This window comes from Methylophilus sp. DW102 (genome assembly GCF_037076555.1).
Taxonomy (GTDB): Bacteria; Pseudomonadota; Gammaproteobacteria; order Burkholderiales; family Methylophilaceae; genus Methylophilus; species Methylophilus glucosoxydans.
In genome coordinates, this window is sequence record NZ_AP029023.1 from 1,627,394 (window position 1) to 1,648,243 (window position 20,850).

A 20,850-nucleotide genomic window follows, 5' to 3' on the forward strand; every position below is an offset into this window, starting at 1 on the left:
TCAGGAGAACAGGCGCTTGGCATGGCTACTACCGGGGATAATCCCCTGCGTCGCCATTGCATTAGAGATATTTTTGAGTTGCTGGCGGATTTTATCCAGCTGTGGATCACCAATCGCTTTGCGGTTGACGTCAATCAGGGCGGCATTGAGGCTAGTCGCCAGATGACGTGCAATTTCGACCATCTGGTCAAACACTTGCAAACTGTCAGGCGTAGTAGGAATATCCAGCTGGAAAGTCACCCCAGTCATCACTGCGGATTTCAACATATCAGCAGAAAATGGCTTGCCCTCGTAATTACGTACTGAAAACACTAATTGACCGTCAGCATTCAATAACTCGAAGCGGCCTTCGGCACTCAGCTGCATGCCGCAAGCTTCAGCCAAGCCACGCAGCTTGGTCGCATGAAACATGCCCTGGTTGGCTAACACATGAAATTCAACGGCTTTATCAACGTCGATACAGAAAGCATCTATCGCTTGTGCTTGTAATGCAGGCTCATATTCGCCCTGCCATACCACAGTCAGGCCCAAGGCTCTGGCCAATGTTTCCATGGACTTCTGAAAGCGCTTGAGCGTTTCCTGATCAACCGGACCACCACGGTCAGCCAATTGCAAACTGCAAGCGACCTGACTGGCGGGCGTTTGTGTTTGCATGGCGGCAGCATCCAGAGCCAATACATCCTGCCACTCGCCCGTTGTCGCGCTCTGCGCCCAGAGGGTGGCATGTTGTGGGAACGTACGTACCTCAGCTTGCATATCTTCCAGCTCAACCAACATGACGCCTAACGGCGCATCAATCAAGCCGATCCAATCCATAGAGGGGTGCACTTCAGCAGGCAAGTCCGGCAGTGTCGGGGACAAGGAAGCCGATTCTGCCGATGGCATCTCTTCCAAGGCCTGGACTGGCGGTGCTTCAAAAGTAAAAGTCGGTTGTTCTGCTACCACAGCCGGCGCTGGCACTGCGACTGGCGGTTGATAAGCCGACACCTGTGGGGTGAGCGGTTCTGGCTTGGTCACATTGACAATTGGCTCATGAGCAGGTTGAACAGGCGCTGTTTTGACCGGAGAAGTGGCAGGCGCTGGTTTTGGTTTAAGCTTGGCAGGCTCTGCGGCTTTTTCCGGGGGCGGATTGGAAAACTCAGGCTCAACTTTAACAGAAGGTTGAGCTGAAGGCCGCACGCCAGTTTGGCGGACACGGGGCTCAGACATCCAGCCCTCTACCTCCTCGGACACAGGCGCGGTATCCACGGCAGCTTTCTTGGCAGCCTCTTTGACCTTGGCGGCAGGCTCGCCATCCAGTAAATCACTACGGGTATGACTAAAACGGTATTCAACGTCTCTACGATATTTTTTTTCCTGCCACCAGTTAAATACAACCACTGCCAGAACGATGCTGACCCCGAGCAACACCAATATCATCCACAAATCAGACATGTGACTTAACAATCCTTTATAACGCTTGCATTATGATACAACAAAACTGGCGCTAAGCCGCATGCATGCGGATGGCCTCTTCGATATCCACATCGACAATCCGTGACACGCCCGACTCTTGCATGGTGACCCCAATTAGCTGTTCAGACATCTCCATGGTGATTTTGTTGTGAGAAACAAACAAGAATTGGGTTTTTTCTGACATCACGCGCACCAGTTGGCAGAAACGCTCGGTGTTGCTGTCATCTAATGGTGCATCCACCTCATCCATCAGGCAAAACGGAGCCGGATTTAACCTGAACAGCGCAAACACCAGCGCCATGGCCGTCAGCGCTTTTTCGCCCCCGGATAATAACTGGATGGTCGTGTTTTTTTTGCCTGGCGGTTGCGCAAAGACTTGTACGCCGGTATCCAGAATTTCATCACCCAACAGCACCAGCTTAGCATTGCCGCCATTAAACAAGGTATTAAATAATTCGCCAAAGTGACGGTTGGCTTCATCAAAGGTTGCGCGCAGTTTTCCGCGGGTTTCGCGGTCTATTTTCTGGATCGCCTCTTCCAGCGTTTCGCTGGCGGTGAGCAGGTCTTGCAGTTGACTGTCCAGATACCCTTTACGCGCCTGCTCGCTGGCTAATTCTTCAATCGCAGCCAGGTTGACTGCGCCGAGTTGCTGGATCTGCTGTTGTAACCTTTGGGTCGTTTGTGCCAGTGTTTCGGCTTTGCTGTCATGATTTAGCCCTTGCTGAAGCAAGGCTTCATCCAGCCCCGTTTCAGACAAAGACTGCTGGCATTGCTCGACTTGTAGCTGACAGGCCTGCTGTTTAAGTCTTTGTTGCTCAACGGTGTCGCGCAAGGGATGCAATTGCTGCTCGATTTGCATGCGCTGACGCTCTTCTGACTGCAAAACGGCTTCTTTCTGCGCCAGATCGTTACGCACATGCGCCAGCGCATGCTCACAAGTGTGCTGCTTGTCCAAGGCCTGTGCCAAATGTGCCTTCAAGGTTTCCATGGCACTGACGGCCAGCGTTTGCTCGGTTTCTTGCAGGCGTAATTGCAAATGCTCACGCTCTTGGCTGAGCTGACTCAAGCGGTGCTGCAAATCATTGACAGCATTTTGCAACAGGGTTTGCTCGAATACTTGTGACTGATGCGCTTTTTCAGCCTGCTGTACGCTGTCACGCGCATCAAAATAGGCTTGCTCTACATGATGCTTGAGGGCCTGCGCTTCGCGCGCCGCCTGTTCCAGGCTGGCAAACTGCGCCTGATACTGCGCGATCCTGGCTTGCGCTTGCAAAATCTCGTCATTGAGACTCTGCTGCCGTACTTGCAGCGCAGACAGGTCTTGTTGCAAAGCGGTTTGCCTGCGCGACGCGTTGTCATAGGCCTGCTGCAAGCTTGACTGTTGCATCTGCGCCTCATGCATGGCTGCGGTATATTGTTTGATCCGTGGATGTGCCTGCTGCTGTTGCAAGCGCAACTGTTGCAGCGCCTGTTCAATCAGTTGCACCTGCTGCTGGGTGTGATTAACCGCAGCTTGCGCGGCTTCCAAACCGGCCTGTAACTTGACCAGTTGCTGCTGCCGTTCCAACACGCCTTGCATGGCATTCTGGCGGCCATGATAAACCACGCTATAGCGTTGATAGAGATCCCCTTGCTTGCTAAGCAGACTCACGCCTGCCGGGAGTTGCGATTGAAAGTGGCCAGCTTGGGCAATATCCTCAATCACATAAATGCCCATGAGCCAGTGTTGCAAGGCACCGGCAATTTCCGGCTGCTTGAGCGTAAGCAAACTATATAGGCTAGGCAATCCTTGCCAACGCTCTGGTAAACTATCGCGCGCCGTTCCAGCCATGGCTATGGCTAAAGCGGCTTGCGGATGCGGTAATGTAGCCAACATCGGCAAAGATTCAGTGAGCAAGGCATTCAGTTTATAGCCCAGGACCGCTTCGAGTGCGGGTTGCCATGCGGCATCCACCTCTACCGCCTGCCACAAACGCGCCGCTGATTGCAAACCGCTTTGTTGCAACCAGGGCCCTAGTTGCTGGTCTTGCTTGAGGCTTTGCAGCAACTTTTGCAAAGACTGGATTTCGGCTTCAAGCTGGTTCAGCTGGCGTTGAGCCTGCTGCCAGTCTTGCCTGGCTTGCAGCAACCATTGCTGTTGCTGCTGCTCATCTACCCGCCATTGTTGTAGCTGCTGTTCTTCTTGCTGCAACTGGGCTTGCTGTTGCGCCTGCTGCTGCTTATACCCCTCCAAGGCCTGCATATCTGGCAAGGCCCAGGCTGATAGCTCACCTTGTAACTGTTGCAAGCGCTGGCTGGATTCAGAAAGATTGCGTTGCAAAAACTGTACGTTATTCTGCTCCAGTTGCATCTGCTGGCGGCATTGCTGCACGGCTTGCTGTGCTTCACTGGCGGCTTGCTGTATACCTTGCAACTGTAATGACTGTGCAGGCAAAGCCTGTTGCAAGGCTTGCAACTGCTGCGCTTGTTCGGTCAGCGTTTGTTGTGCGGAGGCAAGTGCCGTGGTTTTTTCGTCCAGTTGCTGTTGTAACTGCGCTTGCTGCTGGCTACCACGTTCAATCTGCCCCTGCAGCTGTTGCTGCTGTTGCAGCAGTCTTAAGCGGGCCTCTTCCGATTGCTTGACTTGTAAATCCAGATTGGAAACTTGCGCGTTGGCCTCGTAAAAGGCCGCCTGTGCCGTATGCAATTCGCCTGATACGGCCTGATGCTGCTGTCGAGCCTGCTCCAAAACCAGCTCGCAACGCCTTAACGCCGCAACTTTCTCCTCCAGCGCATTCACTGCGTGCGCTACCGCTTGTGAAGCGGCCTCGTAAGTCAGCACAGCATCTCGCTTGCGCAACCACCACCATTGCGCCTCAGCCAGTTGGTACGCCGCTTGCAGTGACTGATATTTCTGCGTCACCACGGCTTGCGCCTCCAGCTTGAGAATCTGCTTGTTCATCTCGCGTGAAATATCTTCCACGCGCGCAAGATTCTCACGTGTATCACGCAAGCGTAGCTCTGTTTCACGCCTGCGCTCTTTATATTTGCTGATCCCTGCGGCTTCTTCGAGAAATACTCGCAGCTCTTCTGGCCGGGCTTCAACAATACGTGAAATCGTGTTTTGACCGATGATGGCGTAAGCACGTCCCCCAAGGCCGGTGCCCAAAAACAAATCCGCCACATCCCGACGGCGTACCGCAGTGTTATTAATATAGTAGCTTGAGCCCTTATCGCGCTCGATTACACGCTTGACCGAGATTTCAGCATATTGATTCCACTCGCCACTGGCACCACCCAGGCTGTTATCAAAAATGAGCTCGACACTGGCCCGCGAAATAGGTTTGCGATGCGAAGATCCGTTAAAAATCACTGCGTCCATGGCATCGGCGCGCATTTCCTTGGCGGAGGATTCGCCCAGCACCCAGCGGACCGACTCCATGACGTTAGACTTGCCACAGCCATTGGGCCCTACCACGCCCACACGCTGCCCATGCAGGTGGATGGTCGTTGGATCAACAAAAGACTTGAACCCCGCAAGTTTTAAATGTGTCAGACGCAAAGTAAGTAAACTGCTTATAAGAATTTGAGTGGTCGCTTAAGCGTTATAATACCCATTTTTAAGACGAAACATGCGCACAATGAACGAACATTTACTTGGTGGGAAACCCACTGCACAACCGACTAAAACACTGGAAACTTTTGAAAATCCCAATTCGCAGAGAGACTTCCATATCCATATGGAAATTCCAGAGTTTACCTGCCTGTGTCCAAAAACCGGTCAACCTGACTTTGCGGTGATTTATCTGGACTATATTCCCAACAAGTTATGTGTTGAGCTCAAGAGTCTTAAACTTTACATGTGGTCATTCCGCGATGAGGGCTGCTTCCATGAAGCGGTCACCAATCAGATTCTGGATGATCTAGTCTCTGCCATAGACCCAAAATTTATGCGCGTAACCGCCAAGTTTTATGTCCGTGGTGGCATTTTCACCAATGTGGTGGCCGAACATCGTGCCCCAGGCTGGCAGCCACAACCTTTTGTCGAGCTCTCTCAGTTTTCTGCGCAAAGTAATATACGCGGATAAGCCATTTGACCATGCAAAAAAACAAAAGCCCGGCAATGCCGGGTTTTTTACTGCGTAATCTGTACGCAGCTTTACACCATAGCCTTAAAGAAGCTTAAGCTTTAATAAGCAGGTAATTTAAATAAATATGAAATTTAAAGCTAGAAATCACTGAGTGATTTTTGGCGTCCCCACGGGGATTCGAACCCCGGTCGCCTCCGTGAAAGGGAGGTGTCCTAGGCCTCTAGACGATGGGGACCTAAGAAATTTAACAACCCGTGCATTATACCAGTTTTTCAAATAATTAAAATATTTATTTTTTAAAAAAATTCAATATTTTCAATCACTTGGTGGAGATAAGCGGGATCGAACCGCTGACCTCTTGCATGCCATGCAAGCGCTCTCCCAGCTGAGCTATACCCCCAAATCTCTGGTATTGCAGTTCTTTGTTTTGCAGTGCAATTCAAAGAAGGCGCCATATTAATGATGCCCAGATATCTTGTCAACGACTTTGATAAGAAAACATGAAAAAAACTTTATATCGTTTTGTTTTATGAGGCCCTGCCTTGTTTTGCTACAGAGCCTGCCGTAAAAACCTTGAGAAACTTACTTGAGATGGGGTTTGATCTTGCCGAGAATTTCTTCACTTTCCGGACGTGTCATACTGTTAAAAGAATAGACCTTCTGCCCGCCTGGCAAAATCAGATATTTGTAGAAATTCCATTGTGGTGCCTGCCCTGTTTGTTTGATCAGTTGCTGATAAAGCGGATTGGCGCCACTTCCAGTCACGCTGGACTTTTCAACCATAGGAAACTTGACCGAATAAGTCAGCTTGCAAAAGTCGCCAATCTGCTTGTTGTTGCCAGGCTCCTGACGGAAATCATTGGAGGGGAAGCCAATCACCACCAGCCCTTTATCTTTATATTGCTCATACATGGCCTCCAACGCTTCAAACTGTGGCGTGAATCCGCATTTGCTGGCAGTGTTCACAATGAGCACTGGCTTGTCCTGAAATTGACAAAAATCGACAGTTTGACCTTGCAGTGTCTTAAACTGGTGCTGGTATAACGGTAGACATTCTGCCTCAGCCATGGATACCCCCCCCAGGGTTAAAAACATCAATATAAAACTGCGCATTGCATCTCTCCAAATAGTTATGATTGTGTTATGCCTTTGTAGACAATGTGTTAGCTTGATTGTTCTCAATTAAGTTTTCATATTTTACTTTTTTTAATAGGTGCCGTTAACCTTCTTGTAAGGAACCTTTGCCATGCTTGGCACAGTCTATGCTAAAGATGTTCTAAAGCAATTTGATACTGACAGGTTTTGTTAACAGAATAACGTCATGGGAGATCATCATGTTACAAAAAGCAGCACCTAACGATAAATTCAAGAAAATCGATCAAATGCTCGAAGACTTTGCCGGCGATGAAGTCGATGATTATGACAGTGGCTATGGTAGCTATGAAAAAAGTCATAAGCACTACTCTGCCGATGAAGATGCATTGATGAATATTGATGATTTGTATTGATGCATGCACTTGCATTTGCAATCCGTGATCGCGCATCAGCGTGAGCCGTGGTTGCTGATATAATGGCGTGATGGAAATTACTACACGCTTGGAATTCGATGCGGGCCATCGCATTCCTGATCACAAGAGTCAATGCCGTAATCTGCACGGTCATCGCTACGCAATTGAAATTACACTGTCTGGAGAGGTGATTCATGCAGAGCATGCCTCTGAAAATGGCATGGTAATGGATTTTGCCGATGTAAAAAGAATTGCCCGTGAAACCATTGTCGATCGCTGGGACCATGCTTTTCTGGTCTACCATGGCGATACGGCGGTGCTGGATTTTCTAAACAGCTTGCCCAATCACAAGACTGTGGTGTTCCCAACCATCCCGACGGCAGAAAACATGGCTGCGGAAGCCTTTAAGCTGCTCAAGGCCCAATATCGTGATACCTTCGGCAATCAGCTCAAGCTGGTAAGGGTTCGCCTTTACGAAACGCCCAATAGCTGGACGGACGCATTCGATCAGAAATAGTCTGCGATCAGAATTAATTTTCCAGCGCACTCAACGCTGGCATGACTTGCGCAAGTGATGTGTCCCATCCCGGCAAACGCACACCAAACACCTGCTCCAGCTTATCACTGACCAGCCTTGAGTTTTGAGGGCGTCTGGCAGGCGTTGGGTATTCTGCAGTTGATATGGCTTGCAGCTCTTTAAGTAGCAAGGCGGGCCAGCCCTGTTTTAGCGCCAGCGCTTGATACTGCGCCACAATCTCACTGGCAAAACCATACCAGGTGGTTTCACCTCGATTCACCAAATGATAAATCCCGGTTTGTTCAGCGTTGTGCGGATGCCAGCGTTCAATTAATTGCGCGACTGCTTCAGCAATCGCGATATCGGCCGTGGGGGCGCCATGCTGGTCTGCCACAATGCGTAGTTGTTCACTACTCTGTGCTAACCGAATGATGGTTTTGAGGAAGTTTTTGCCGTAGCTGCCATAGACCCAGCTGGTACGCAGGATGAGATGCGGGAGGCCAACCTCAGCAATTGCCTGCTCGCCAGCAAGTTTGCTGGCGCCATAAACACTGACTGGATTAACTGCGTCAGTTTCAAGGTAAGCTGTGGCTTTGCTGCCGTCATATACATAGTCAGTCGAGAAATGGATCAGCGCTGCATTCAGTCGTGCGGCTTCTTCTGCAATGATTTGTGGGGCCGTGGCGTTGATGGCAAAGGCAAGTTCACGCTCGGTTTCGGCCTGGTCTACCGCGGTATAGGCGGCAGGGTTAATAATCAGGTCTGGTTTGACCTGGCGGATGACTTGTCGGATGTGCACTGGCTGACTGAGGTCCAGTTGTTGGCGGGTACAGCTGATTAGCTGTACTTGAGCAATGGGCTGTTGTTGCAGCTGTGCGGCAAGTGCATGCCCCACTTGACCATTGACGCCTGTTAACAGGATTTTTTTCATATGCGTGAGCAAGGTCCGAATCAAAGAATATGCTAATAATTAGTCAAATTTGGGCGCCTGTGCCCAGGGGAGCCCTTGCTGATCTTTGGCAGACAGGCTGGGGGGCATGTCCAACGGCCAGTCTATGCCAATCGTCGGGTCATCCCATTTAAGGCAGGCCTCATATTGTGGCGCATAGTAATCCGTTGTTTTATACAGAAAGTCAGCCGTGTCAGAGAGCACGACAAAGCCATGCGCGAAGCCAGGCGGAATCCATAGCTGACGGTGATTGTCAGCGCTTAAATGCACGCCTTCCCATAATCCAAAGGTCGCAGAACTCTGACGCAGATCGACCGCGACATCAAACACTTCTCCGGCAACCACTCTCACCAGTTTTCCCTGCGCTTGCTGGACTTGATAATGCAGACCGCGTAATACGCCTTTGGCCGAACGGGAATGGTTATCTTGCACGAATGTCACATCGAGCCCTGTGGCTTGTTTAAAGGCTTGCGCATTGAAGCTCTCTATAAAGAAGCCTCGTGCATCGCCGAATACCTTGGGTTCTAGAATCAACACCTCTGGAATTTTGGTCGCAGTCACCAGCATTAAAATACCCGCTCTTTTAAAATCATCTTCAAATACTGTCCGTACCCATTCTTGGCATATTTATCCGCCAGTTTGTCCAGTTGCTCTGCATTGATAAAGCCCTGGCGATAGGCGATTTCTTCCAGACAGGCAATCTTCAGGCCCTGACGCTTTTCAATCGTTTGAATAAAGCCACTGGCTTCCAGCAGTGATTCGTGGGTACCAGTATCCAGCCAGGCCATGCCACGCCCCATGACTTCGACATTGAGGTCCCCAGAGGCCAAATAATGCTTGTTGACGTCAGTGATCTCGAGTTCGCCACGGGCCGAGGGCTTGAGGTTCTTGGCAATCTCAACCACGCGCTGATCGTAAAAATACAGCCCAGTCACCGCATAGCGCGATTTGGGTTGTGTAGGCTTTTCTTCCAGGCTGATGGCCGTGCCGTGCGTATCAAACTCGACCACGCCATAGCGCTCGGGGTCGTTGACCGGGTAGGCAAACACGGTGGCGCCCTGCTCGCGTTTACCGGCAGTCATGGCCATGTCACCGAGCTCATGCCCGTAAAAAATATTGTCGCCGAGCACTAGGGCGCTGCTGTCGTTACCAATGAACGACTTGCCGAGGATAAAGGCTTGTGCCAGCCCATCGGGTGAGGGTTGTACCTGGTATTCAATGCGCATGCCCCATTGACTACCATCGCCTAGCAGTTCTTTAAAGCGTGGTGTGTCCATCGGGGTAGAAATAATCAACACTTCCCGGATGCCTGCCAGCATGAGTGCGGACAGGGGGTAGTAGATCATGGGTTTGTCATACACCGGCAACAGTTGTTTGGAGACGACTTGCGTCACTGGATATAAGCGGGTGCCGGAGCCACCGGCCAATACGATGCCTTTTCTTGCCATTATGCCAACTCCTCGCCACGTTCATGGTAGTTTGTACTGAGCCAGTGCTGGTATTCACCGCTGGTGACGCGTGCCACCCATTGGGTATGCTCCAGATACCAGCGCACCGTTTTACGGATCCCGGTTTCAAAGGTTTCCTGAGGTTTCCAGCCTAAGGTCTGCTCGATCTTGCTGGCGTCAATGGCGTAACGCAGGTCATGACCGGGACGGTCTTTGACAAACGTAATCTGATCGCGGTAGCTGCCTTGTGCTTTGGGCTGCTCCTGATCGAGGATGTCGCACAGCGTATGTACAACGTCCAGATTGGTTTTCTCATTCCAGCCACCAATATTGTATGTCTCGCCAGGCAGGCCCTTGGCCAGCACTTCACGGATGGCATTGCAGTGGTCTTCGACATACAGCCAGTCACGGATATTGCTGCCATTCCCATAGATCGGCAAGGGTTTGCCAGACAAGGCGTTATGAATTACTAATGGAATCAGTTTTTCTGGGAAGTGGTAAGGGCCATAATTGTTGGAACAATTGGTGGTGAGGGTCGGCAGGCCATAGGTGTGATGATAGGCACGCACCAGATGATCTGAGGCCGCTTTTGAGGCTGAATATGGACTATTGGGCTGATAAGGGTTGGTTTCCTTGAATGCAGGATCATTGGGTTCCAGTGAGCCATAGACTTCATCGGTAGACACATGCAGGAAACGGAACGACTGTTGTGACTCTACCGGCAATGCTTGCCAATAGGCCCTGACCTCTTCGAGCAGATTAAACGTACCGACCACATTGGTCTGGATAAACGCATCCGGCCCGTGGATAGAGCGGTCTACATGACTTTCTGCAGCAAAATTAAGCACCGCCCTGGGCTTGTGGGTTTCCAGCAAAGTTTTAACCGCAGCGCGGTCACCGATATCCGCATGAATGAAGACATGGTCCGGGTCGTGGCTAATCTCCGCCAGATTTTCCATGTTGCCAGCATAGGTGAGCTTGTCCAGATTGACCAGTTTACCCAGCTTCAGCTTTACCCAGGCATTGACGAAATTGCTGCCGATAAAACCGGCACCCCCGGTCACTACAATGGTGTCTGTGTGCATAAAATCTCTGCTTAATAGTGATTACAACTTGGAAATATCTTTTGATACTACCGCAAGCACCCGGCATGTAAAGAGTGAATAAGCGCAGCAGAGCCGCATCAAATCACAACAAAAGACGGTCGTCACCAGGGTGAAGCGCCAGACTTGCTAAGACTTTCTATATATTGCTGATGGCTGGCCAACTCCTCTTCGCTCGGCTGCAATCGCTTCAGTGCAGAAAAGTCGACGTCAATATGGCTTTGCGTGGTTTGCTGCTCGGAGGTTGAGAGTTCCATCAACAGGCTCTCTTGTCCGCGCGTCATGGCAATGTAGACATCGGCGAGCAATTCCGCATCGAGCAAGGCGCCGTGCAAAGTCCGCTGTGAGTTATCAATACCGAAGTGGCGGCACAAGGCATCCAGATTGTTACGCTGGCCGGGACGCATTTCCTTGGCCATTTTCAAGGTATCAACGATACCACTGACGAATGACGGCAACGGGTCCAGGTTAAGCCTGGACAACTCCATATTGAGGAAGCCGACATCAAACGGAGCGTTATGAATAATGAGCTCTGCACCACGAATAAACGCAATGAAATCCTGTGCAATTTGCGCAAAAAGCGGCTTATCTTGCAAAAACTCCAGCGAAATGCCATGTACTTCCTGCGCACCGGCATCAATCTCACGCTCGGGATTGATATACAAGTGAAAGTGACGCTGGGTTGGTCGGCGGTTCAGCATCTCCACCGCCGCAATTTCAATAATTCGATGTCCCTGATCGGGATAGAGGCCAGTGGTCTCGGTATCGAGGAAAATCTGTCTCATTTAAGCTACACTCCTATCCTATCGCCACGGTTAATACACCTTGATTTGCCAAGGCATCCGCACGCTCGTTGCCCTCGTTGCCAGCATGACCTTTCACCCAAATCCATTCAATCTGGTGAGGCTGGGCGATGACATCCAACTGTTGCCATAAGTCCGCATTTTTAACCGGCTTTTTATCCGCCGTACGCCATTGCTTGAGCTTCCAGCCTGCCAACCACTCGGTCATGCCTTTTTGCACATAGCTGGAATCGGTATACACCCTGACATGTGAGGGTTTCTTAAGCGCCTGCAAGCCTTGAATCACCGCAGTCAGCTCCATACGATTATTGGTGGTCAGCGCTTCGCCACCGTAGAGGGATTTTTCGTGCGAGCCCGCTTTAAGCCAGACCCCCCAGCCACCGACGCCAGGGTTGCCCTTGCAAGCACCATCAGCGTACATTTCTATCCATTGTTGATTCGACATCCGCGCATTCTAACTGCTTTTGGCCGTTTTTTTGTATGCTGGAACGGCCTTTTCTGACCTGCAACGCCGGATTCAGCGGCAACATTTTCCAGTCTGGTTTTAACAAACGGATATTGAGCACTCTTTTTTTGGCAATCAGGAAATAAATGCCACCACTCATGCCACACAAGCGTGGCCCCCACCGTTCCAGGCAAGACTGACGCGCCAGCCAGTCAGGATCATTGAATGGAAAAGCGTGCATCAAATAACCACTACGCACGACCTCAAATCCCAATACACTCAACCAGTCACGAATGCGCCAGGCTGTAAACAATCTACTGAAACCGCCTGCCTGCCTGAATTGCCCGACTCTGGCGCGCATGCCTAAACAACTGGCAGGGCTAATTCCGGTCAACACCAAAGTACCTTCAGGCACCAGTACCCGAAACACTTCGCGTAACGTCTGCTGTGGATCCGCGCACTGCTCCAGCACATGTGGCATGCAAACCAAGTCAACTGAATTTTCGGCAAATGGCAAAAACTCGCTTTCGCATAACAACGAGGCATTGGCCGAGGCGGTTAGCTGTAGGGAGTGTTTGTAAGGAATCCGGCACTGCTCGAGCAGGTCATGCGCAGACCATCCGATCTGCAGAGCATGAAAGCCGAACACATCAGCCACGGCTTGCGCGTACAAAGGCGTTTCACGCGCGACAATATATTGACCCAGAGGCATTTGTTCAAAGAACACTGACTGGCTTGATTGCAAGATAGATTCCCTCACGCACTTAAAACACCTCTTGAATACCGTCCAGGGCATCTCCCTTGACAAGCATCATGATTTTTTCAATGATGCGTGATGGACAAAAGTTCTGCAAGTATAGAAATCATCCCCCTGCCCGCTTTTAGCGACAATTATCTGTGGTTAATTCAGTCTGGCTCACTGGCCTGGCTGGTTGATCCGGGCGATGCGGACGTGGTTGAAGAGGCTTTGAGCAAGAGAAAACTGAGCTTAAAAGGGATTTTACTCACACATCATCATGCAGACCATGTGGGCGGCGCTGCCAGCTTGCAAAAGCATTGGCGCTGTCCTGTCTATGCCCCGGACAGTTCACAGCCGTCTTATCAGGCCATGCAGACCATCCCCGTCCACGCCGGGGACACTATCAGTCTGCTGCCAGAAGACATAATAAGCTGCGAAGTGCTTTCGCTGCCGGGCCATACACTTGATCATGTGGCTTATTATGTCAATCAGCAGCATTTGTTTAGCGGCGACGTTCTGTTTGGTGCAGGGTGCGGCCGCCTGTTTGAAGGCACGCCTGCACAAATGTATGCCTCGCTACAGCAGATTGCCGCGCTTCCCCCAGAAACACTCGTTTACCCGGCGCATGAATATACCGCGCACAATCTTGCTTTTGCGCAGACCATAGAGCCGGATAACCGCGCATTACTCCAACGTATCGTAACCACCCGCGAGTTACGCCATCAGCAACGCCCCACCCTGCCAACGTCCTTGGCACAAGAATTGGCGACCAATCCGTTTTTGCGCTGTGAACAGTTGCGTCTGCGCCCTGAATTTCAATCGCGCTCGGTGCTGGAAGTGTTTACCGAGATCCGCACCCGCCGCAATGACTTCTGATCGCACAACCTTCAAGCACAGTCTGGGCTCGCTGGCAAGGGCTTGTCTCCCCCCGAATTTAACGTAGAATGATGTCCTCCTTAAAGCGCTTGTGTGCGTTAGGCCTATCTCAAACAGATCGGCGCGGCCGCTACGGCCATCCGGATTTAGCAATCCATGTGTATCCGCTCTGCCGGATGCACAACACTCTCAGGATAAAGTATTACCGTCATGCGTTTTAAAAGATTCATCGTCTGCATTGCACTGTCAGCCTCGCCATGGTGCGGGTCGGCTGAATACGTGGAACCAGCCACCTTGTCCGATGACAATGGCAGTTATGACGAAAGCTATGGAGAGACTGGCGTAGAAGGCTACACCTCCACTTATCAGTTTGAAGATAGCCTGACCTTGCAAAACAGCTTGTGGGACCGCGTGCGCGATGGCTTTAACATGCCGGACATCGACTCAAGCTACACCAACAAACACGAACAATGGTACGCCTCTCGCCCAGACTACGTTTCACGCATGCTGGAGCGGAGTAAAAAGTATCTTTACCACATCGTTGTTGAGGTTGAAAAAAGAGGCATGCCCACCGAGATTGCGCTACTGCCCATGATAGAAAGCGGCTTTAACCCTAAAGCGCTATCTACCAGCAAGGCGTCAGGCATCTGGCAATTCATCCCCTCTACCGGCAAAGACTTTGGCCTCAAGCAGAACTACTGGAAAGATTCACGCAAAGACGTGACTGCCGCCACCCAGGCTGCGCTCAATTATCTGCAAAAGCTTTATACCATGTTTGGCGCCTGGGACTTGGCACTGGCCGCTTACAACGCGGGTGAAGGCACGGTTGCACGCGCCATTGAGCGCAATGAGCGCCTGGGCTTGCCGACCGATTACCAGCACTTGTCCTTACCGGATGAAACTCGCAATTACGTGCCAAAGCTGCAGGCCATCAAAAACATTATTTTCCGGCCTGAACAATATGGATTGACGCTAAACGAAATTCCAAACCGGCCTTACTTTACCACCGTCCAGGCCCCCAACAAGATTGATGCAAAACTGGCTGCAGAGTTGGCAGGGATTACGCTGGAGGAGTTTAGCGCACTGAACCCAAGTTTTACGCGGCCGGTCCTCATTACGGAAAACAGTTATCAAAAACTTCTGTTACCAACCTGGGCGGCCAGCAACTTTACACAAAATCTGAATGCGTACAACCGTCCCCTCTCCAACTGGCACAGCTACCAGCCCAAGCGTGGTGAGCGCCTGGGTGTGATTGCCAGCAAGTTTGATATCAGTATTTACGAATTGAGCGCAACCAATAACCTGAAGCCGAATCGCAATCTGATTGTCCGTCGACCATTGTTAGTGCCCGCCAGCGTGGAGTCAGCTGGTCTGACCAAACCGATTGATGTCGCAGCCATGGCCAAACTTTCCGTAGAAGTGCCGGTTGAAAAAGAGTCATCCAGCGAACCAACGACTTTTTCCCATAAAGTGAAAGCTGGCGAGACCTTGTCTACTCTGGCCAAGCGCTATGGCATTAGCAGCCAGCAAATCATGCAACAAAACCATCTCAAGTCTAAAAAACTGGCGGCTGGCCAGGTATTGCAACTGCAAAAACAAGAAAGCCATGCCAGCAAATCAAGTAAAGGGAACTCTGGAAAATCGCATGACTCGAAAACAAGCGTAAAATCTGGTGCTAAGAAAGCAGGCAGCCACAGTAAACATAGTGCCTCTTCATCAGATTCAGCTAAAAAGAGCACAACATCGCATCATAAGAAAAGTCAGTCCAGCAAACATTAAATCGGCTCATTATGCGCACTGCACACTCACCGCTCAATTTGCACGTTGTGTCTCATCCGCAGAATGCGCAAGGCAAGCGCCGAGGATATGTGCGCCATGCCATGATGACCATGGCTCTGGCGGCCATGCTGTCAGCCTGTAGTCCAGAGCAGGCCAACCAGGAGACACTGGCGTTTGATCAGGCCTACCCACCACAGGCCGGGGGCACGCTGATGAGCGCCATGCCCTCAGATCCGAGCAGCATGATCGGTATGGTGGCTGGCGAATCCGCCTCGCTGGCAATTGGCAGTTACCTGTTTAATTCACTGCTCAAATACGACCAGAATCTGGATTTGGCCGGCGAATTAGCCGCTTCCTGGCAAGTCGCAGACGACAATAAGACCATCACTTTCAAGCTCAAACCCAATCTGCAATGGGCTGATGGCAAGCCGCTTACCAGTGCGGATGTGCTTTTCACCTGGCAGCTGATCACAGACGAAAAAACGCATAGCCCTTATGCCTCTGATTATCAACTCGTCACCCAGGCAGAAGCGCCAGATCCACAAACGTTTATCGTGCACTATTCGCAGCCCTTTGCACCCGCGCTCGAAAGCTGGGCCAGTTTGCAAGTGCTGCCCAAACACAAACTGGCAGGACAGGATATACATACCACCAGTTTTGCGCAAAAACCGTTAGGCAGTCATTATTACCAGCTTCAGGAATGGCGACACGGCGAATACATCAAATTAAGTCGCAACCCCAAGTCTGTCATGGGACCCGCCAACATCGAAACACTGGTCGAACGCGTGATCCCTGATCCAGCCGCCCAATTTCTCGAGCTCATGGCGGACCATATTGATAGCATGAACATGGATCCGATTACCTATGCACGCATTATTCCTTCGCGTCCGGCACTCGCAGCCAGGCTCAACCAATACAAAGAGCTAGGCAACAGCTATACCTACCTGGGCTTTAACCTCAAACGCAAACCATTTGATGATGTGCGTGTGCGTAAAGCGATCAACTATGCCATTGATAAACAGGAAATTATTGATGGCGTCTATCTTGGCCTCGGCATTGCGATTGCCTCCCCGTACAAGCCGGGCACGCGCTGGAGCAATCCTGATCTTCACCCCTATGCCTTCGATCCGGCCAAAGCCAGACAATTGCTAGCCGAGGCAGGTTACACAGACAGCGATGGCGACGGTTATCTAGACAAAAATGGTCAAAAATTGTCATTTGAAATCCTGACCAACCTCGGTAACAAGCAGCGCGAGAAAACCTCGGTCATTATTCAGCGCAGACTCAAGGAAGTCGGGATTGATACCCGCTTGCGTACGCTGGAATGGGCCAGTTTACTGACCAATTTTATCAAACCGGGTAATTTTGATGCCGTGGTAATGGGCTGGGGACTGGGTCTGGACCCTGACCAGTACAATATCTGGCATTCCAGTCAGCAGAATCCCGGACAATTCAACTTTATCGGCTACCACAATCCTCAAGTAGACCATCTGCTGGAGCAAGGGCGACTTGAGTTTGACCCGGAAAAACGCATGCAGATTTATCATGCATTCGCCAAGGCCCTCTATGACGATAGTCCTCTGGTTTACCTGTCTGCCGGCTACGGGCTGACCGCCATCCACAAACGTGTGCAAGGGATTATGAATCCTATACCTCCGGCGGGTGTCGGCTACGACTCACAAAAATGGTATATTCCGGCGCCGCTGCGCCGCGCGCAAATACAGGCTGAATAAAACATGCTACGTTATTTAATCAGACGTGTTTTATGGATGATCCCGATGTTGATCGGCATCAGTCTGATTTCGTTTTTTATCATGCATCTGGCGCCTGGCGATATCACCAGTACGGAATCTGCGTTCGACCCCAAATCCTCAGAAGAGTCACGGCAAAAACTGCGTGAGCTTTATCATCTGGATAAACCCATTATCGTGCAGTATGGCTTATGGCTGGAGCGCATGGTGCACCTTGATTTCGGCCATTCGTTTGCCAGCCATCAAAAACCGGTGTTTTGGTCAGAAACCGACAAAGACGGCAATACCACCAAGGGCATGATTGAAGAAGCCTTGCCAGTGACCTTGCTCATGAATTTAGTTGGTTTGTTGTTGACGCTGAGCCTTGCGATTCCGCTGGGTGTCATGGCGGCCAAAAAACATGGTCATTGGCAAGATCGAAGCATTACCTTATTTAATTTTATTGGCTTTTCTATCCCCGGCTTCTGGTTATCCCTGTTGCTGATGTACTGGCTGGGTGTGATTCACCCCTGGTTTCCGATTTCTGGCCTGCATAGCCTCAACTACGACCAACTCAACGCCTGGCAGCAAGCACAGGATCTGTTCATGCATTTGTGTTTGCCTGTGATCATTCCAGCATTGACGGGCCTCGCAGGTGTCACCATGTTTGTGAAAAACGGCATGCTGGACGTATTGAGCCAAGACTTTGTGATCACCGCTCGCGCCAAGGGCTTGAGTGACCGGGTCGTGACTTATAGACATGCTCTGCGCAATGCCCTGCTACCACTGATTACTTTGGTCGGCCTGTCACTGCCGGGCTTGATTGGCGGCTCGGTGATTGCTGAAACCATTTTTGCCATTCCAGGCATGGGTAAACTGTTTTATGAAGCGGTGATGATGCGTGATTTTCCGGTCGTCATGGGCATACTCACCATAGGCTCAGCCTTGACGCTGGTGGGCAACTTATTGGCTGATCTTGCCTACGCGTGGGCGGATCCGCGTTTACGCAAAGGGGTCATGCCACAACGCTAGGCTATCCAGACATGAAAAAAGTCCTGCAAAATCCCTTAGCCCTAACCGGGGTGATCATTATCAGCATCATCTTGCTGCTGGCGCTACTTGCGCCCTGGATTGCCCCTTATGACCCGGATGCGATCCAGGTCAAGCAGATTCTGGTGGGGCCTTCGGGCCAGCACTGGATGGGCACCGATGGTCTGGGGCGGGATGTCTGGAGCCGGATGCTGTTTGGCGGCCGCGTCTCGCTACTGGTAGGCCTGGTCGCGGTGGGGATTTCGACTGCCATCGGGGTCATGCTCGGTGCTTTAGCTGGCTACTATCGTGGTTGGGTAGATACGCTGATCATGCGACTGGTTGATTTGATGTTGTCTATTCCCAGTTTTTTCTTGATTTTAGCCGTGATTGCCTTTTTAAGTCCTTCGATCACCAACGTCATGGTGGTCATCGGCCTCACCTCCTGGATGGGCGTCACGCGGCTGGTGCGCGCTGAATTCCTGAGTCTGACACAACGTGAATTTGTCACCGCTTCCACGGCGCTCGGTGCTCTGGACAGCCGCATTATTTTCAAACATTGCCTGCCTAATAGTCTCACCCCTATTCTGGTTAGTGTCGTGCTGGGCATCGCCAGCGCCGTTCTCCTTGAGTCTGGCCTCAGCTTTTTAGGTCTGGGCGTGCAGCCACCGCAAGCCTCCTGGGGCAACATCCTCACCGATGGTAAAGAGTACATCCAGTTTGCCTGGTGGTTATCCGTGTTTCCCGGACTTGCCATTTTAATCACGGTGTTAGGGTATAATCTGCTCGGCGAAGGACTGCGGGATGTGTTCGACCCACGTTCCAACACAGTACGCTAACCCTTCAATCAACTGACCAAACGAACTAACAACCACACAGGAACAAGCATGGCATTTCTTGCTGGAAAAAAAATCCTGATTGCCGGTTTGCTGAGCAACCGTTCAATCGCTTATGGCATCGCAGCCGCAATGAAACGTGAAGGTGCCGAACTGGCATTTACCTATCAAGTCGACAAACACGAAAAGCGTGTACGTGACCTGGCCGCAGACTTTGAATCCGAGATCGTTCTCCCCTGTGACGTTGCTGAAGATGCACAAATCGACAACCTGTTTGTAGAGCTGGCTAAAGTCTGGGATGGCCTGGATAGCCTGGTGCACTCGATTGCTTTCGTCCCTAAAGTCGCTCTTGATGGTGACTACCTCGAAAGAATCGACCGCGAGTATTTCCGCATTGCACATGATATCAGCTCCTACAGCTTCTCAGCGATGGCCAAAGCAGCCTACCCGATGATGCAAGGCCGCAATGGCAGCCTGTTGACCATCAGCTATTTGGGCGCAGAACGCACCATGCCTAATTACAACGTCATGGGGGTCGCCAAAGCCAGTCTGGAAGCCAACGTACGCTACCTGGCACAAAGCCTTGGCCCACGCGGAATCCGTGTTAACGCTGTTTCTGCTGGCCCAATCAAAACGCTGGCTGCCTCAGGCATCGCTGACTTTGACAAAATGATCGGTTTTAACGAAAAACACGCCGCCTTGCGCCGTAACGTGACCATCGACGAAGTTGGCAATGTCGCCGCCTTCCTGACCAGCGACCTCGCCTCTGGTGTGACTGGTGAAATCACTTATGTTGATGGTGGCATGAACATCACTGCTGCTGGTCAAATCGACTAAAGTTGACCACCTGCATAAAAACGCCTGCGCTGATAAAAGCCAGGCGTTTTTTTATAGCTAAATGCCGAATACTTGCACTGCTTAATAACAATGCGCTAAATTGCACAATATCTTCAAAGCAATCAAAAAAATACAAACAAACCAATTAAAGGTGCACTAGAATTTAATTCTCATTTAATTATGGTGTAATAAAAATATATAATATATTGTATTTTAATTAAAATTTATTTTTTAATATTTATAGCCCCTAGTCTAAATAAAAGTTTAGGTTCGTTTTTGGGGTCTAATTAACGTTAGAGCGCAACAATGAAAATAACTGGGCATGCTTTTGAATGTGAAATTGATTTATCACTTCCCGACAGTGGGGAGTGGATGGATACCAATGTCAAAGTCAAAACCCAGCAGTTTCAGGGCGCTTTTACATGTACTGTTCAAAAAAGTGAGTGGTTGTTGCTAATCAAAACACTCAAGAAACTTGATGCATCAGTCGGTAAAAGCACTGAACTAAAATGGTCGAATATGGAAGAAAACATCTATTTTGAGTTCAAACTTAGTGCTTTAGGCTCTCTTGAAACAGAGTATAAATTTAGCTCTGAGAACTTTAGTGACGGTCCAGTTCTTTCGGGTTATTTTACAGCAGACCAAAGCTATATAGGAGTGTGGGAAAATTCAGCACGGCAAGAGGTAGAAAATGTTCTCTAACCCATCATTCAAGCGGGACGCCTA

At 50.6% G+C, this 20,850-nt stretch carries 20 protein-coding genes and 2 tRNA genes; 10 read left to right on the top strand and 12 right to left on the bottom strand.

Annotated features, from left to right (window positions below):
- Nucleotides 1-1,434 (bottom strand): cell division protein ZipA C-terminal FtsZ-binding domain-containing protein, encoded by a 1,434-nt coding sequence (locus AACH41_RS07470; protein WP_338654123.1) that lies wholly within the window; start codon nt 1,432-1,434, stop codon nt 1-3.
- A 52-nt stretch (nt 1,435-1,486) separates the two neighbouring features.
- Complete coding sequence (gene smc, locus AACH41_RS07475) at nt 1,487-4,996, bottom strand: chromosome segregation protein SMC (protein WP_338654127.1); 3,510 nt, start codon at nt 4,994-4,996, stop codon at nt 1,487-1,489.
- Between the two features lie 79 nt (nt 4,997-5,075).
- Between smc and queF the strand changes: the two genes are divergently transcribed.
- Nucleotides 5,076-5,522, top strand: a complete 447-nt coding sequence (gene queF, locus AACH41_RS07480; protein ID WP_194747615.1) for a preQ(1) synthase — start codon at nt 5,076-5,078, stop codon at nt 5,520-5,522.
- A 162-nt stretch (nt 5,523-5,684) separates the two neighbouring features.
- On the opposite strand, the gene AACH41_RS07485 is transcribed toward queF, so the two are convergent.
- The 3 genes from AACH41_RS07485 to AACH41_RS07495 all read right to left on the bottom strand — a co-directional run bounded on the left by AACH41_RS07485 (nt 5,685) and on the right by AACH41_RS07495 (nt 6,638).
- A tRNA-Glu gene (locus AACH41_RS07485) sits at nt 5,685-5,760 on the bottom strand.
- A gap of 89 nt (nt 5,761-5,849) precedes the next feature.
- Nucleotides 5,850-5,925 (bottom strand) — tRNA-Ala (locus AACH41_RS07490).
- Between the two features lie 182 nt (nt 5,926-6,107).
- Entirely contained in the window at nt 6,108-6,638 is a 531-nt protein-coding gene (locus AACH41_RS07495) for a glutathione peroxidase (protein WP_228518728.1), read from the bottom strand.
- Between the two features lie 221 nt (nt 6,639-6,859).
- Between AACH41_RS07495 and AACH41_RS07500 the strand changes: the two genes are divergently transcribed.
- Nucleotides 6,860-7,033 carry a hypothetical protein gene (locus AACH41_RS07500; protein ID WP_194747616.1) on the top strand — a complete coding sequence of 58 codons (174 nt, stop codon included), beginning with the start codon at nt 6,860-6,862 and terminating at the stop codon, nt 7,031-7,033.
- 70 nt (nt 7,034-7,103) lie between these two features.
- The gene (queD, locus tag AACH41_RS07505; protein ID WP_338654135.1) at nt 7,104-7,550 is read left to right on the top strand and encodes a 6-carboxytetrahydropterin synthase QueD; all 447 of its coding nucleotides are present in this window, start codon (nt 7,104-7,106) and stop codon (nt 7,548-7,550) included.
- 13 nt (nt 7,551-7,563) lie between these two features.
- Here queD and rfbD read toward each other — a convergent pair whose 3' ends face one another.
- The 7 genes from rfbD to AACH41_RS07540 form a co-directional block, all read right to left on the bottom strand.
- Nucleotides 7,564-8,481, bottom strand: coding sequence for a dTDP-4-dehydrorhamnose reductase (gene rfbD / locus AACH41_RS07510; protein WP_338654136.1), 918 nt, complete (start codon nt 8,479-8,481; stop codon nt 7,564-7,566).
- Between the two features lie 39 nt (nt 8,482-8,520).
- Entirely contained in the window at nt 8,521-9,066 is a 546-nt protein-coding gene (gene rfbC, locus AACH41_RS07515) for a dTDP-4-dehydrorhamnose 3,5-epimerase (protein WP_338654139.1), read from the bottom strand.
- Nucleotides 9,066-9,947: a glucose-1-phosphate thymidylyltransferase RfbA gene (gene rfbA, locus AACH41_RS07520; protein ID WP_338654140.1), complete on the bottom strand. Its 882-nt coding sequence runs from the start codon at nt 9,945-9,947 to the stop codon at nt 9,066-9,068. Before rfbA ends, rfbC begins: the two co-directional genes overlap by 1 nt.
- Nucleotides 9,947-11,032, bottom strand: a complete 1,086-nt coding sequence (gene rfbB / locus AACH41_RS07525) for a dTDP-glucose 4,6-dehydratase (RefSeq protein WP_194747621.1) — start codon at nt 11,030-11,032, stop codon at nt 9,947-9,949. The genes rfbA and rfbB overlap by 1 nt, the downstream gene beginning before the upstream one ends.
- Nucleotides 11,033-11,154: 122 nt before the next feature.
- The gene (gene dnaQ, locus AACH41_RS07530) at nt 11,155-11,835 is read right to left on the bottom strand and encodes a DNA polymerase III subunit epsilon (protein WP_338654143.1); all 681 of its coding nucleotides are present in this window, start codon (nt 11,833-11,835) and stop codon (nt 11,155-11,157) included.
- Between the two features lie 13 nt (nt 11,836-11,848).
- A complete protein-coding gene (gene rnhA / locus AACH41_RS07535) occupies nt 11,849-12,298 on the bottom strand; it encodes a ribonuclease HI (protein ID WP_228518729.1) in 450 nt (149 codons plus the stop codon).
- Nucleotides 12,264-13,043: a class I SAM-dependent methyltransferase gene (locus tag AACH41_RS07540; RefSeq protein WP_338654146.1), complete on the bottom strand. Its 780-nt coding sequence runs from the start codon at nt 13,041-13,043 to the stop codon at nt 12,264-12,266. Before AACH41_RS07540 ends, rnhA begins: the two co-directional genes overlap by 35 nt.
- Before the next feature lie 90 nt (nt 13,044-13,133).
- On the opposite strand from AACH41_RS07540, the gene gloB reads away from it, so the two are divergent.
- The 7 genes from gloB to AACH41_RS07575 all read left to right on the top strand — a co-directional run bounded on the left by gloB (nt 13,134) and on the right by AACH41_RS07575 (nt 20,826).
- On the top strand, nt 13,134-13,913 hold the full coding sequence (gene gloB / locus AACH41_RS07545; protein ID WP_338654149.1) for a hydroxyacylglutathione hydrolase: 780 nt from the start codon (nt 13,134-13,136) through the stop codon (nt 13,911-13,913).
- A 210-nt stretch (nt 13,914-14,123) separates the two neighbouring features.
- On the top strand, nt 14,124-15,692 hold the full coding sequence (locus tag AACH41_RS07550) for a transglycosylase SLT domain-containing protein (protein ID WP_338654152.1): 1,569 nt from the start codon (nt 14,124-14,126) through the stop codon (nt 15,690-15,692).
- Between the two features lie 125 nt (nt 15,693-15,817).
- Entirely contained in the window at nt 15,818-17,425 is a 1,608-nt protein-coding gene (locus AACH41_RS07555) for a peptide-binding protein (protein ID WP_338657590.1), read from the top strand.
- A gap of 3 nt (nt 17,426-17,428) precedes the next feature.
- The gene (locus AACH41_RS07560) at nt 17,429-18,454 is read left to right on the top strand and encodes an ABC transporter permease (protein WP_338654154.1); all 1,026 of its coding nucleotides are present in this window, start codon (nt 17,429-17,431) and stop codon (nt 18,452-18,454) included.
- 11 nt (nt 18,455-18,465) lie between these two features.
- On the top strand, nt 18,466-19,290 hold the full coding sequence (locus AACH41_RS07565) for an ABC transporter permease (RefSeq protein WP_338654157.1): 825 nt from the start codon (nt 18,466-18,468) through the stop codon (nt 19,288-19,290).
- A 48-nt stretch (nt 19,291-19,338) separates the two neighbouring features.
- Nucleotides 19,339-20,124 carry an SDR family oxidoreductase gene (locus tag AACH41_RS07570; protein ID WP_194747633.1) on the top strand — a complete coding sequence of 262 codons (786 nt, stop codon included), beginning with the start codon at nt 19,339-19,341 and terminating at the stop codon, nt 20,122-20,124.
- A 306-nt stretch (nt 20,125-20,430) separates the two neighbouring features.
- Entirely contained in the window at nt 20,431-20,826 is a 396-nt protein-coding gene (locus tag AACH41_RS07575) for a hypothetical protein (protein ID WP_338654162.1), read from the top strand.
- The last annotated feature ends 24 nt before the right edge of the window (nt 20,827-20,850 follow it).

Coding starts and splice junctions, on each gene's coding strand:
- rfbB (WP_194747621.1), bottom strand. CDS start 11,032: ATGCACACAGACACCATTGTAGTGACCGGGGGTGCCGGTTTTATCGGC.
- AACH41_RS07560 (WP_338654154.1), top strand. CDS start 17,429: ATGCTACGTTATTTAATCAGACGTGTTTTATGGATGATCCCGATGTTG.
- AACH41_RS07565 (WP_338654157.1), top strand. CDS start 18,466: ATGAAAAAAGTCCTGCAAAATCCCTTAGCCCTAACCGGGGTGATCATT.
- rfbA (WP_338654140.1), bottom strand. CDS start 9,947: ATGGCAAGAAAAGGCATCGTATTGGCCGGTGGCTCCGGCACCCGCTTA.
- AACH41_RS07495 (WP_228518728.1), bottom strand. CDS start 6,638: ATGCGCAGTTTTATATTGATGTTTTTAACCCTGGGGGGGGTATCCATG.
- gloB (WP_338654149.1), top strand. CDS start 13,134: ATGGACAAAAGTTCTGCAAGTATAGAAATCATCCCCCTGCCCGCTTTT.
- AACH41_RS07570 (WP_194747633.1), top strand. CDS start 19,339: ATGGCATTTCTTGCTGGAAAAAAAATCCTGATTGCCGGTTTGCTGAGC.
- rnhA (WP_228518729.1), bottom strand. CDS start 12,298: ATGTCGAATCAACAATGGATAGAAATGTACGCTGATGGTGCTTGCAAG.
- rfbC (WP_338654139.1), bottom strand. CDS start 9,066: ATGCTGGTGACTGCGACCAAAATTCCAGAGGTGTTGATTCTAGAACCC.
- AACH41_RS07575 (WP_338654162.1), top strand. CDS start 20,431: ATGAAAATAACTGGGCATGCTTTTGAATGTGAAATTGATTTATCACTT.
- queF (WP_194747615.1), top strand. CDS start 5,076: ATGAACGAACATTTACTTGGTGGGAAACCCACTGCACAACCGACTAAA.
- AACH41_RS07555 (WP_338657590.1), top strand. CDS start 15,818: ATGCTGTCAGCCTGTAGTCCAGAGCAGGCCAACCAGGAGACACTGGCG.
- queD (WP_338654135.1), top strand. CDS start 7,104: ATGGAAATTACTACACGCTTGGAATTCGATGCGGGCCATCGCATTCCT.
- rfbD (WP_338654136.1), bottom strand. CDS start 8,481: ATGAAAAAAATCCTGTTAACAGGCGTCAATGGTCAAGTGGGGCATGCA.
- AACH41_RS07500 (WP_194747616.1), top strand. CDS start 6,860: ATGTTACAAAAAGCAGCACCTAACGATAAATTCAAGAAAATCGATCAA.
- AACH41_RS07470 (WP_338654123.1), bottom strand. CDS start 1,434: ATGTCTGATTTGTGGATGATATTGGTGTTGCTCGGGGTCAGCATCGTT.
- dnaQ (WP_338654143.1), bottom strand. CDS start 11,835: ATGAGACAGATTTTCCTCGATACCGAGACCACTGGCCTCTATCCCGAT.
- AACH41_RS07550 (WP_338654152.1), top strand. CDS start 14,124: ATGCGTTTTAAAAGATTCATCGTCTGCATTGCACTGTCAGCCTCGCCA.